This window comes from Rhodococcus sp. IC4_135 (assembly GCF_011602025.1).
Lineage (GTDB): Bacteria > Actinomycetota > Actinomycetes > Mycobacteriales > Mycobacteriaceae > Rhodococcus_F > Rhodococcus_F baikonurensis.
In genome coordinates this window covers 114,358-127,314 of sequence record NZ_JAAOLG010000001.1, presented here as the reverse complement: position 1 = coordinate 127,314, position 12,957 = coordinate 114,358, and the positions used below count along the sequence as shown (strand labels likewise).

Genomic DNA, 12,957 nt, shown 5'->3' with positions numbered 1-12,957 from the left:
AGTTCACTCCTCTTCCTCGGACGGAACGGCGGAGGTAGCCATTTCCGCAGCCGTCGCGATGAATGCAGCGGCCGCCGGAGATTGCTCGCCCGAGCGATAGACGATGCCGACGTCGCGTGTCAGCGGCGGATCGAAGGAGAAGGCGCAGACGTCTGTCATCTGCTGCTGTGCAACCCTTCTCGGCACGACAGTGGCGCCGATCCCTCGACGCACGAGTTCCCACGTGGTCACAGGATGGACGCAGTCCACGACTACGTTTTCGGCGCCTTCGCTGAGTAGACCCCGGAACTGATTCGATTGATCACCGAGATCGACCACCAGCGGCAAACTGTGCAAGAGCGCTCGCGGAACCGGATCCGTCAACGGCGTTGCAAGCCGGCCGGACAACGACGCATGGGTGGCGAGTACCAACTCCTGAGTGGCAATCGGAGCCGTGACCAAACCTTCGTACCCGATACTCAGATCGGTGACGCCGACCTCGGCCGACCCTCGCCGTAACGCATTGTCGACCCCGGCCGGGCCGTACGTGTCGAGAACGCGCACGACGATCTTGGGGAAGTTGGTGCGGAATCGCCTGACCAAATCGACCATCGGATCGATCGAGAACGCCGAGTACGAGACGACGTCCACCCGGCCGAACTCGAGTTCGCGAACGGCGGTCACTTTCGCCTTCGCGCGCTCGACGTCGGCAAGGATTCTCCTGGCCGCGAGATCGAACGTGCGGCCCGCGTCGGTAAGAACCAACCGCCTACCGGTCCGGTCGAAGAGCGTGGCGCCGAGTCGACGCTCGAGCGTGCGAATTGCCTGTGACAGCGAGGGCTGCGAAATGTAGAGAGCCTGAGCGGCCTTCGTTATCCCACCGTGGTCGACAACAGCGACGAAGTAGGTAACGAAGTGCAGATCCACTCATCCATCATACGACCAGCGATCTGACGCTCACTCCACCCGAGTTACCCCTGGTACGGCCCACTCACCGGTGAAGACCGGCTCCCGCTTTTCCACGAAGGCACGAACCGCGTCGGTAGCATCCGTCGCAAAATTGACCGCCTGGGCCCTCGCCTCGTTGTCCAAGGCTTCCCGCAACGAGAGTGAGGTGTGATGTTCGAGCATCGCAGCAGACTGACTCAGTGCGGCCGGCGGACCGTCGGCGAGCCGCTGCGCCAGTGTGGACGTGTGTTCGTCCAGTTCGGCCGGTTCGACCAGATACGTCACCAACCCGAGCTCGTAGGCTTCCTGTGCGTCGATCGTCTCGGCGAGCATCACCAGTCGCTTGGCTTGTTGGAGGCCGACCAGTCTCGGCAGGATCCACGAACCCCCGAAGTCGACAGACAACCCCCGTTTGGCAAAGATCTGGCTGAACTTCGCACCCTTGGCTGCCACGACGAAGTCGCAGAGCAACGCCATGTTCCATCCGGCTCCGACGGCAAACCCGTCGACCTTCGCCACCAGAGGCTTGGGAAACTCGCCCAGTGCGATCGCCGTTGCGTTGATGACACGCATGCGATCGAGCGGGTGCGACGAGCCACGCTTGTCCAGATCGGATCCCGCACAGAAGGTCCCGTCCGAGCCGGTCAGGATCACAGAGCGAATCTGCGAGTCCTCTTGAAGTTCGAGGACTGCTTCACGTAGAGCGATCCAGGCGTCGAGATCGAGAGCGTTGCGGCGTTGCGGCCGACAGAGAACAATCGTCGCGACAGCACCGTCACGTTCGATGCTCACGGCCGCGCGCTCTATCGTCTCGGCACTCATGAACCGCTCCACACGGGAGAGCGCTTCTCGGCAAATGCCGTGGCGCCTTCCTTGGCGTCACGTGAGGTGAAGACCGGATCGATGAATTCGCGTTGCGCGACAAAGGCGTCCGGATCGGTGTACTTGGCGGACATTGCCAGTACCTGCTTGGTCGCCCGCACAGCCAGTGGACCATTTGCCGCTACTCGGGCCGCAAGCTCGCGTGCGACGGTCAACGCCTGTCCCGGTTCGGCGAGCCGATTGACCAAGCCATGATGATGCGCCACGGTGGCACTGAGCGGATCCCCCGTGATCGCGATTTCCATGGCCAACTGGTACGGGAGAATTTTCGGCAGACGTAAGAGTCCGCCGGCCGCCGCGGCAAGCCCCCGCTTCACCTCGGGCAGGCCGAATTTCGCGTCCGTGGATGCCACGATCAAGTCGGCCGCCAAGGCCAGTTCACAACCGCCGGCGAGTGCCCAACCTTCGACGGCTGCGATCAGCGGCTTCGACGGCGGAGCCTCGGTCAGACCGGCAAATCCACGACCCGGCAGCGATGGCCGCTCCCCGCGGGCAAAACCCTTCAGATCCATACCGGCGCAGAAGGTTCCACCGGCTCCGGTCAGAATTCCGATGGTGAGATCGGACCGTTCCTCGAACTCGTCGATCGCGGCTGCGAGTGCCTTTGCGAGGTCCAGGTTGACCGCGTTCTTGGCCTCGGGACGATTGAGGGTGATGACGGCAACGCCGTCGGCGAAGTCGGTGAGCACGACGCTCATGTTCGGTTCCTACTTCCGTGATGAGATTCTTGAAAGGTCACTGCGCGCGAAGACTCCAGCGCACGGGCGTGCCGCCGGACGGTGTCACGATCTCCCGCTTGGCCAGAACAACAAGATGAGCATGGGTTTCGCGAACTGCCAAGCGAAGTAGTCGCGGCGGCATCTGGTCGAACGGGCGAGACCAGGAGATCGTGCGCGAGAGTTCCCAGGCCGTGGATTCGGGCTCAGCCTGCACCGCAGCCACGATCTCCGCCAATCGCTCCTCGTGGTGCCCCATCAGTTGACGTGCACGATCGGCGATCCCACGGAATCGATATTCATGTGCCGGAAGCACTTCGCATTCGCCCAGTGTCGTCGTCGCCTCGAGCGAAAGAAGATAACGATGAAGCGGGTTCTCGAGTTCACCGGGAATCGTGGAGATGTTCGGGCTGATCCTCGGCAGCATGTGATCGCCGCTGAACAACAAGCCTCTGTCCTCTTCCACGAAGCAGAGATGTCCGGGAGTGTGCCCCGGTGTCCATTGGGCCCGGAGATTCCAACCGGGTAGGTCGAGTGAATCCCCCTCTCCCAGAACAACGTCGATGGTTTCGTGCTCAGCGAACCGCACCAGGTCGACCCGAGACGCGTCGAGCACTTCGGCCGGTGCACCGAGTTCGGACAACTGCAGGTTCCAGCCGGTGATGTCGTCGCGGGTCTGCTCGGGACCATGGTATCCGAGAAGCGTCGCATCGGCCACGTGCATCGCAAGCGTCGCGCCGCTGACCTGCCGAAGACGCGGTGCCAGGCCGAAGTGATCGGGATGCAGGTGGGTGATTGCCGCATAGCGCACTTCGGAAACGTGGTATCCGATCGATGTAATGCCGTCGACGAGAGCCTGCCACGACTGTTCGTGATCCCAGCCGACGTCGATGAGGGCAAGTCCGTCGTCGAGCGCGAGTGCGTAGACGAGTACGTAGCGCAAAGGGTTGTCCGGCATGGGAACAGGGATCGACCACAATCCGTCCCGCACTTGTTCCACCGGTGGAAGAACTTTGTTCGCCCACGCCTCACGTTGTGCGACACCGACGTCTTCGGTCACGATCATGATGCTTCTCCGCTCGCGTTCAGCATGGTCCGCAGGCTCGACTTGAGCAGTTTTCCGCTCGCGTTGCGAGGTAGGGAGTCCACGAAATGAATCTGGCGAGGTTTCTTGTACGACGCCAACTTCGCTGTGCTGAAAGCGATCAACTCGTCGACGCTTGGCATGTCGGCACCGTCGACCAGTTTGACCACCGCGGTGACGGATTCACCCCAGCGCTTGTCGGGAACCCCGACCACCGCGACCTCGGCGACCGAGGGGTGTTCGGCCAGAACGGATTCCACCTCGATCGGATAGACGTTCTCACCGCCGGTGATGATCATGTCCTTGAGGCGGTCGGTGACGAACAGATACCCCTCGTCGTCCAGATGGCCGGCGTCCCCCGTTCGGAGAAAGCCGTCCTGAGTGAACAATTCCGCCGTCTCTCGTTCACGTCGCCAGTACCCGCGAGTGTTGTTTCTACTACGCGCGACGATCTCACCGGATTTGTTGGGCGGCAATACCTCACCAGTGGTGACGTCTCGAATGGAGATCTCGACGCCGATCATCGGTTTTCCCGCAGATCGGAGCAACTCCGAACGCGGTCCGCTTACGTGATGGTCGTAAGCACGAAGGACGGATACCGAACCCGTTGTCTCGGTCATCCCGTATCGCTGGACGAATTTGCAGTTGAAGACAGCCATCGCATGAGCGAGGAGTGCCGGAGTGATCGGCGACGCCCCGTAGGCGACCACCTCCAGGCTGGTCAGATCGAAACTGTCGAGAGTGGGCAGATCTACCAGCGTCTGAATGACGGCAGGTACCAGAAATGCGTGGGTGACGTGGTGAGTCGCGATGGCATCAGCGACCCGAGCCGGCGCCAGGTCTCCGAGCAGCACCAAAGGGACCCCGGCCGACAAGCACGTACTCATCCAGCCGGCACCGGCGATGTGAAAGAGGGGAAGTGCGTCGAGTGCGACTGCATCCGAACCGAATTCGTAGACGTCGAACCCCTCGGGCTCGTTGTACAGATTCCGGTGCGTGGCCACGACGCCCTTGGGCCGGCCGGTTGTCCCGGACGTGTACAACTGCAGAACTGCTGCGTCCGGATCGTGCCCCTGTCCGGGGTCGACGCCGGTCCCTGTCGCCAAAAACTCCGCCCAGGTTCGCGAATCCGGCAGACCCCCTTCAGCTCCCACGGTTACGACCTCGATGTCCGGCAACGCTGAGGACATCGCCGCCGCCCCCGCGGCGAACTCGTCGTCGACGATCAAGACGTCGAGCTCCGCGTCCTCGGCGATGTCGACGAGTTCGAGTGGGTTGAGCCGCCAGTTCAACGGGATGAACACTGCGCCCGCCTTCGCACACGCGATGAAGGTTTCCGCACCTTCGAGCCCCATCCGCAGTAGCGCACCGACGCGAGCACCCGTTGCGGTCACTCCCGCCAGCGCACTCGCCAAGGCACTGGTCTCGCCATCCAGCGCAGCCCATGTCACTGTTCGGTCGCCGCACGTGATCGCCGGATCGGACGGCCGTGTCGACGCCGAGTGGCGTATCCGGTTGGGTAGGTGAAGCTCGCTCACATCACGCTCCTGTGTTCCAGGTACTCACCGAGCACGAACCGCGGTCGGTGGTACTGGAACAGTCGACCATCGCTATGGCCTGCGCCACAAAGACGAGAAGGCGCACAGAGCCATAGCTCAGACCTATGTCTGCAGGTCGCAGTAAGTCACCACCGCCAGGGCGCCGTCATCTGGGAGAATTTGTCAGATGCAGGCACCCGGGATGGACATACGCAGCGCACAGTATCTCGTCGCCGTTGTCGATCACGGCAGCGTCACCGCCGCCGCGGACGTCCTGCGTATCTCGCAACCGTCACTCTCGCAGGCCGTACGCAACCTCGAACGAGCACTCGGAGCCACACTCTTCGAGCGCACCACTCGCGGTTTGGCTCCCACCGCAGTCGGACTGGCAATTGCCGATTCTGCACGTGCGTTGCTCGCCGACGTTGCTCGGGCCGAATCCGCCGTGGCCGCGGTAACCGCTTTGCGCGCCGGGGAACTCGCCATAGCTGTTCAGTCCGATCTTGCCATCGACCCTGTTGCAGAGGTCGCCGGACGCCTCCATCTGACGGCACCCGGAATTCGATTCTCCACGAACGCCGTCGCGAACGCGCAGGACGTGCGCGCACTGGTCAGAGCAGGTACGTGTGAACTCGGGTTTCTCGAGACCCACCCGGGTACCGATGTCTCCGACGGGCTTCGAGAAATTGCCGTGAGTAGCCAGGAAACGGTCTTGTCGATCCCCGTTCGCCTGGCCACAGACCTCCCCGATCCGGTTCCGCGCGCCGTGGTTACGCACCTGCCGATGGTGGTCGAGGCATCGACATTTCGGCGCGAGCATTCGATCGACGACGATCTGGAGCTCACCAACGTCGTCGTGGAAGTACCTGATCGCCTTGCCGTCCGGGAAATGGTCGGGCAAGGTGTAGGCGCCGCGCTGCTGCCCAGATCGATCGCCGAACAAGACTCCCCAGCATCCGAGGTTCGTTCGCTTTTCCCAACGATCACGCGGCAGACGATCTTGGTCTACCGCGACGGCCCGCTCTCGCCGGCCGGGTCTGCGTACATCGAGAACGTCTCCGCACGTCACAAGCCGTCCACGAACAGCCTGCCCAACGGCGAGAGCGTATCCGGATCGAACTCGATGCCGTAATTCAGAGAGATCGGCGGCTCCACCGGAAATATCTCCGCGCCGGACGCGACCGATCTCTCGGCCAGCGAACGCTCCATGAATGCCATACCCAAACCCGCAAAGACGAACGCGCCGACGGTCTCCCGCTGCGCCAACTCCGTCGACATCCGAGTCCGGGCCCCGGCGGCCTGCAGAGACGACTCGATGGCAAGCCGAGCCCGCGAGTGTTTGAGCACACCCACCACGGGGAGATCGGGCAACGCCGTCAATGACACCGGCTCTCCCGCAGCGGGTTTCACGCCATTCGGCCAGACGTCAGGATGAACCCCCGACGGCACTGCCAGCCAGTATTCGTTCACCCCGATCACTTTCGTGGACAGCGCCGACATGTCGGGTGGCCAATAGCTGAAGACCACCTCGCATGCGCCGTCTGCCAACACCTGCTCAGACGATGCATCCTGCGGCAGTTCACCGACCCGAACGGTCACAGCAGGCCATCGCTCACGAAAGCCCGCCACGATGCGTGCGATCGGACCTTCGAGACCATGTGCCGCGGAGCAGATGTCGAGCCGCCCACGAGGCTCGTCGGCCGTACCGGTCGCGACGTTGAACGCGGCCGCACTGCTGCGCATCATCTGCCTCGCCGGCCCTACCAACGCCCGACCTGCCGCCGTCAGAACCAATCCACGACCGACTCGGTGAAACAGTTCGACTCCGAGTTCACGCTCGAGACCACGAATACCCTGCGACAGCGACGGCTTGGTGACCGACAGATTCTGCGCAGCCGTCGACAAGGACTCCCCACCGGCAACGGCAAGGAAGTACTCGATCTGACGTAGGTCCACGGCATCGACTTTGCCATAAGCGCGGCCGACAGTACCGCCGGCAAGCGCGGACGGTGTTCATACACGCTTCACTAGTCGGACATACAGGACACACCTTTTTCTACCCGGCGCCGCCTACCGTAATTGGTCCAGACCAATTACGTATGGGTCTGAACCACCGCGTCGAAGACAAGGAATCCTCGTGAGACGTACGACCATCGCGATAGCAGCCGTGACCGCGGCTCTCGCCGTTCCCGGCATCGCCCCCGCCGAATCCCAAGCCGAACCCAGCTGGGGCAGTTCGTCCTTCGAATGGGGCAGCTCTTCGGGCGAGAACAACACGCCACCCGCAGCGCCCGGCGTCAGCGTCCCCGGCGGACGGTACGAGCACCCTGTCGACCTGACCTTCACCGCCGAGCGCGGCGCCACCGTCCGCTACACCTTGGACGGAACGACACCCACCACCGACAGCCAAGCTGCCACGCCGGGACGTCCGCTGCAGATCGCACAGGACACCAACGTCACTGTCGCCGCTTTCCGCGGCGATCACGCGAGCGCGGCCGTCTCGTTCGGCTACCTGATCAAGACCTCGGAAAAGCCGCTGGCTCAGGTCGTCGTGATGTCCGACGTCCACGTCGGCGATCACGCGAACAATGACAAGAAGTACGAAAGCTTCTTCGACACAATCGGTTCCATCTTCCCGAAACCCGACGCGATCCTCTCCAACGGCGACATGATCAACGACAACGGAGACGGCAAGGGGCCCGACCACAAGATCGTCGCAGAAATCTTCCAGGCAAACCTCGCCAGGAAGGGCATGAACGACACACAACTCCTGATCTCCAACGGCAATCACGATGCAAGTCTCGCGGCGATCAGAGCCGGATATCCGGCGGAGTGGTTCCCGGATTCCGGTGGCGGATACTACGAATCCGACGTCAGCGGTGTCCATCTCTTCACGGTCAACACCGAGACATACAACAATGATTCAGCGCAACGTAATTGGCTGAAGTCCCGCCTGACCGAAATCACTTCGGAATCCGGAAACCTGACCAAGCCGATCTTGGTCCAGGGACACCGGCCGGCAAGCAACACAGCCATGGACGGCCAACAGGCGTCGAATCCTCGACTGACCGAAGACTTGAGTGCCTTCCCTCAGGCAATCTTCTTCTCCGGGCACTCGCACCTGAACAACAACGACGACCGGTCGATCCATCAGCGCGACTTCACGTCGGTCAACGACGGCTCGATGTCGTACATCGAGATCGATCACGGCTACCAGATGGTGACCGAGTCCGGTCTCGCGAACCGTTTCGAATCACCCACTGCCCAAGCACTCTTCGTGGAGGTCTACCAGGACCGCACGGAAATCAACCGCATCAACATGGCGGCAGACAAGCACGACATCTACACCGGAGGCGCGTGGTCGGCCAACTGGCAGCCGCCGTACTCGAGCGCGGGCACGCTGAGCGGCTCGGGGTGGACGGTCGAACTCGACGGGTCGACCAACCAGCAGATCAAGGACAACTTCCGCTACACCTCCGGTGCACGCAACACGAATGCACCGGAATTCACCACGGCCACCCCGCTCTCGGTGAGCACCGGAGCGAACGGTGAAGCAGCGCTACGGATCGCGCAGGCGAAGGACGACCAGATGGTCCATCACTATGCCGTCGAGATCACGGACACAGCCACCGGGGCGAAGGTCGTCTCGTCGAAGGTGCTCTCCGACTTCTACTTCATGCCACGACCGAACAGCCTCGACATTCCGATTCCCGATGCAGCAGCGGGCACAGCATACGAAGCCCGTGTCGAAGCCGTTGACGCATACGGTAACCGGTCACCGGTGACGACTCTGGCCTTCACCCGCTGATTTTTACCCGTCCGCTTACTGATCTGACACGACAAAGCGGCACCGCGCATGTTCGCGGTGCCGCTTCTCGGCTCAGTTGTAGGTGCGCAGCAGGCCCTTGCTGATGATCTGCTTCTGGATGTCGCTGGTGCCTTCACCGATCAGAAGGAACGGTGCCTCACGCATCAACCGCTCGATCTCGTATTCCTTGGAGTAGCCGTACCCGCCGTGGATGCGGAAACTGTCCTGTGTGACCTCCGAGCAGAATTCGCTCGCCAGATACTTCGCCATACCTGCTGCGACGTCGTTGCGCTCGCCCGAGTCCTTGAGTCTGGCAGCATTGACCATCATCAGATGGGCCGCTTCGACTTTGGTGCCCATCTCGGCGATCCGGAATGCGATGGCCTGATGTTCGGCGATCGGTTTGCCGAACGTCTCTCGTTGTTTGGCGTAGGTGACAGCCAGTTCGAAAGCACGCTGGGCGATTCCGCACGCGCGAGCGGCGACGTTGACCCGGCCGACCTCGACACCGTCCATCATGTGCCGAAATCCCAAGCCAGGGGTGCCACCGAGAACCTCTTCCGCTCCGATCTCGAAACCGTCGAAGATCATCTCGGTGGTGTCGATTCCCTTGTAGCCCATCTTCTCGAGCTTGCCCGGAATGGTCAGGCCCGGGAGTACCTCACCGAAACCTGCCGGCTTCTCGATCAATATCGTCGTCAGATTATTGTGCGGCTTCTCCGCACCCTCGTCCGTCTTGACCAGGACTGCCACCAACGTCGACGAACCACCGTTGGTCAGCCACATCTTCTGCCCGGTGATCACGTAATCGCCGGACTCCGTGCGCTTTGCCTTGGTCGATATGGCAGCAACATCTGAGCCCAGTGCGGGCTCCGACATGGAGAAAGCGCCGGTGAGCTCCCCGGAAGCCAGACGCGGCAGGTACTTCGCCTTCTGTTCCGGCGTCCCGTGCGCGGAAATCATGTGGGCCACGATGAAATGGGTGTTGATGACACCGGACACGCTCATCCATCCGCGGGCCAGCTCTTCGACACACAGTGCGTAGGTGAGCAGTGATTCGCCGATACCCCCGTGCTCGGGGTCGATGGTCAGACCGAACAGGCCCATGTCCTTCATCTGCTCGACGATGTCGGTCGGGTACGTATCCGTGTGTTCGAGTTCCTGCGCCGCGGGGATGACCACCCGATCGACGAACTCGCGTACCGCCCCGACGATATCGGTCTGGGTTTCGGTCAATCCCGCCGTCTGAGCCAAACGAGTCACTGTTCCACCTGTCAGTCGGTACTTTGTGCTCTCCTGTCGACGAAACTGATTCGACTCCAGGAACTTTCATCCCACCACGACGTGTGTGCGGCAGAGACGCTGCATCCATTCAATCCCCGAACGGTATATGTGTCAAAGTCGATTTCGCATACGAACCGTATGGCGGAAACTATGTCCGAACAGGTCATTCCTGCTGTTGACAACCGCGCCACGCGTGCTGGATATTCGAGTGAGCAGGTCGCGGTGGGCCCTTCGATCGGCCCGTTCACGCGACGCATTCCCCACCTCTCCTCGAGACAGGCACATTCCATGCACGACGCAGTCATCTGTGAACCCGTTCGCACCCCGGTGGGCGGATTCGGCGGAGTCTTCAAAGACGTTCCCGTCACCACACTCGCCAGCACTGTTGTGCGTGGCCTCGTCGAACGAACCGGCATTGCGTCCACCGATGTCGACGACGTCATCTTCGGTCAGGGTTACGCCAACGGAGAGGCCGCGGCCATCGGACGAATCGCGGCACTCGACGCCGGTCTGGACGTGTCCGTTCCCGGAATACAACTCGATCGCCGTTGCGGTTCGGGATTGCAGGCGATCATCTACGCCGCGATGCAGGTACAGACCGGGATGAGTGATCTGGTCATCGCCGGCGGCGCCGAGAGCATGAGCGGAACCGAGTTCTACTCCACCGATATGCGTTGGGGCACAAAGCGCCCTTCGGTCGAGTTTCACGACCGATTGGCCAAACCGCGCACGAACTCCGGCGGGGTCAACTTTCCGGTCGAAGGCGGCATGATCGAGACCGCCGAGAACTTGCGCCGGGAGTACTCGATCACCCGCGACGAGCAGGACCGATACGCGGTGCGATCGCACGAACGGGCCGTTCATGCCCAGGACAGTGGGTATTTCGACGACGAGACCATTCCCGTTTCGGTACGCGGGCGCCGTGGTGAGCAGACAGTCGTCACTCGCGACGAGCATCCGCGCCGGGGGATTCAGCTGTCCGATCTTGCTGCACTGCGCCCCATTCGAGGTCGCGTCGACCCCGAAGCCACAGTCACCGCCGGAAACGCCTGCGGCCAGAACGACGCCGGAGCTGCGGCCATCGTCACCACTGCTGCCAACGCCGAACGACTGGGCCTGCGTCCGTTCGCGAAACTGGTCAGTTGGGGCGTCGCCGGCGTGGAGCCGAACCGGATGGGCATCGGCCCGGTGCCAGCGGTAGCGAAAGCCCTCTCCCGTGTCGACCTGTCGCTCGGCGACATCGACCTCATCGAAGTCAACGAGGCCTTCGCCGCACAGGTTCTCGCGTGCGCCAAGGCTTGGGGATTGAGCGCGCAGGACATCGAGGAGCGCTTCAACGTCAACGGTTCCGGGATCTCGCTCGGACATCCTGTCGGCGCTACCGGCGGACGGATCCTCGCCAATCTGCTGCGCGAACTCGACCGACGCCAGGCACGGTACGGGATCGAGACCATGTGCATCGGTGGTGGACAAGGGATTGCAGCGGTGTTCGAGAACCTGCGACGTGAGAAGCGTTAACCGATCGATCCGTCGCGGCGAAGGTCTGCGATCTGGTCGCCCGTCCGTCCCAGCTCGGCCAGTAGCGAATCCGTCTGCTGGCCGAGCGCCGGAACGTCACCCATACGCATTTCGACATCCGAGTACGTCATCGGAGGCATCACAGCATCGATCGGACCGTTCTCGGTGCCCACTGACCGCCACCTGGCCCGCTTCTCCAGCTGCGGATGTTCCAGCAGACCGGCCATGTCGTTGAGTGCTGCGGCCGGAACACCGGCGGCGGCCAGACGCTGATCCAGGTCCGCTGTCGAGTACAGACGAGTCAGCGAACCCACCAATTCGTCTACCTCGCCGCGGTTTTCGACGCGCACGATGTTGGTGCGGTACCGCGGATGATCGACCAGATCCTCGCGCTCGAACACGTCCACCATCAGTGCACGCCACCCACGGTCGTTCTGGACGCCGATCAGGATCTCGCCGTCGCTCGTGGGGTACGAATCGTAGGGAACGATCGCGGCATGGCCGAGACCGACACGCGGAATCTGCTTGTCCGCATACATTTTCATGTACATCGGATGCCCCAGCCACTCGACGGTGGAATCGAACATCGAGACCTCGACTAGCGCTCCTTTACCCGTTCGCTCTCTACGGAACAAGGCGCTCAGAATCGAAGTCAGCGCGTACATTCCCGCGGCAATGTCCGAGACCGGGATACCCGTCTTGGTGGCCGTCTCCGGTGTGCCGGTCACGGAGATCATTCCGGTCTCGGCTTGGACCAGCATGTCGTACGCCTTGCGCTCGCGCCGTGGACCGGCACTACCGTAGCCGGACATGTCGATCACGATGAGCCGAGGGAATTCCTCGCGCAGTGCCTCCGCGCCGAACCCCAGTCGCGCAGCTGCATCGGGAGCCAGATTCTGTAGGAACACATCTGCGCGCGCGACAAGATCGAGAACGATCTGCCGGCCGGATTCCGACTTCACGTCGACAGCGATCGATTCCTTGGAACGGTTGAGCCACACGAAGTGTGACGCCTGACCGTGAACCGCCTGGTCGTAGTGACGCGCGAAGTCGCCCTCGCCGACGCGTTCTATCTTGATCACCCGCGCACCCATGTCCGCGAGATGTCTGGTGGCGAGCGGTGCCGCCACCGCCTGTTCGAGTGCAACCACGGTGATTCCGTCGAGCGGAAGATCCGAGTTCGGCTGTCCCATGTCAGTA

The 12,957-nt window shown here is 62.3% G+C and carries 11 protein-coding genes; 3 read left to right on the top strand and 8 right to left on the bottom strand.

Annotated elements, in window-relative coordinates; translation table 11 throughout:
* Positions 1-3: 3 nt before the first annotated feature.
* From G8767_RS00660 to G8767_RS00640, 5 genes are read right to left on the bottom strand one after another with little or no spacing between them, the layout of a single operon-like run.
* Entirely contained in the window at positions 4-906 is a 903-nt protein-coding gene (locus G8767_RS00660; protein ID WP_166809058.1) for a LysR family transcriptional regulator, read from the bottom strand.
* A 30-nt stretch (positions 907-936) separates the two neighbouring features.
* Positions 937-1,749: an enoyl-CoA hydratase-related protein gene (locus G8767_RS00655; protein ID WP_166809057.1), complete on the bottom strand. Its 813-nt coding sequence runs from the start codon at positions 1,747-1,749 to the stop codon at positions 937-939.
* Positions 1,746-2,507, bottom strand: a complete 762-nt coding sequence (locus tag G8767_RS00650; protein ID WP_166809056.1) for a crotonase/enoyl-CoA hydratase family protein — start codon at positions 2,505-2,507, stop codon at positions 1,746-1,748. Before G8767_RS00650 ends, G8767_RS00655 begins: the two co-directional genes overlap by 4 nt.
* A 37-nt stretch (positions 2,508-2,544) precedes the next feature.
* Positions 2,545-3,591: an MBL fold metallo-hydrolase gene (locus G8767_RS00645; protein ID WP_166809055.1), complete on the bottom strand. Its 1,047-nt coding sequence runs from the start codon at positions 3,589-3,591 to the stop codon at positions 2,545-2,547.
* Entirely contained in the window at positions 3,588-5,147 is a 1,560-nt protein-coding gene (locus G8767_RS00640) for a long-chain-fatty-acid--CoA ligase (RefSeq protein WP_166809054.1), read from the bottom strand. Before G8767_RS00640 ends, G8767_RS00645 begins: the two co-directional genes overlap by 4 nt.
* Positions 5,148-5,334: 187 nt before the next feature.
* On the opposite strand from G8767_RS00640, the gene G8767_RS00635 reads away from it, so the two are divergent.
* Positions 5,335-6,279 (top strand): LysR family transcriptional regulator, encoded by a 945-nt coding sequence (locus tag G8767_RS00635; protein ID WP_166809053.1) that lies wholly within the window; start codon positions 5,335-5,337, stop codon positions 6,277-6,279.
* On the opposite strand, the gene G8767_RS00630 is transcribed toward G8767_RS00635, so the two are convergent.
* Complete coding sequence (locus G8767_RS00630; protein WP_166809052.1) at positions 6,213-7,103, bottom strand: LysR family transcriptional regulator; 891 nt, start codon at positions 7,101-7,103, stop codon at positions 6,213-6,215. The two genes, G8767_RS00635 and G8767_RS00630, sit on opposite strands and share 67 nt — an antisense overlap.
* A gap of 181 nt (positions 7,104-7,284) precedes the next feature.
* Between G8767_RS00630 and G8767_RS00625 the strand changes: the two genes are divergently transcribed.
* Complete coding sequence (locus G8767_RS00625) at positions 7,285-8,955, top strand: chitobiase/beta-hexosaminidase C-terminal domain-containing protein (protein ID WP_166809051.1); 1,671 nt, start codon at positions 7,285-7,287, stop codon at positions 8,953-8,955.
* A gap of 72 nt (positions 8,956-9,027) precedes the next feature.
* On the opposite strand, the gene G8767_RS00620 is transcribed toward G8767_RS00625, so the two are convergent.
* Complete coding sequence (locus tag G8767_RS00620; RefSeq protein WP_166809050.1) at positions 9,028-10,218, bottom strand: acyl-CoA dehydrogenase family protein; 1,191 nt, start codon at positions 10,216-10,218, stop codon at positions 9,028-9,030.
* Between the two features lie 309 nt (positions 10,219-10,527).
* On the opposite strand from G8767_RS00620, the gene G8767_RS00615 reads away from it, so the two are divergent.
* The gene (locus tag G8767_RS00615) at positions 10,528-11,757 is read left to right on the top strand and encodes an acetyl-CoA C-acetyltransferase (protein WP_166809465.1); all 1,230 of its coding nucleotides are present in this window, start codon (positions 10,528-10,530) and stop codon (positions 11,755-11,757) included.
* Here G8767_RS00615 and G8767_RS00610 read toward each other — a convergent pair.
* Entirely contained in the window at positions 11,754-12,950 is a 1,197-nt protein-coding gene (locus G8767_RS00610; RefSeq protein ID WP_166809464.1) for a CaiB/BaiF CoA-transferase family protein, read from the bottom strand. The two genes, G8767_RS00615 and G8767_RS00610, sit on opposite strands and share 4 nt — an antisense overlap.
* Between the last annotated feature and the right edge of the window lie 7 nt (positions 12,951-12,957).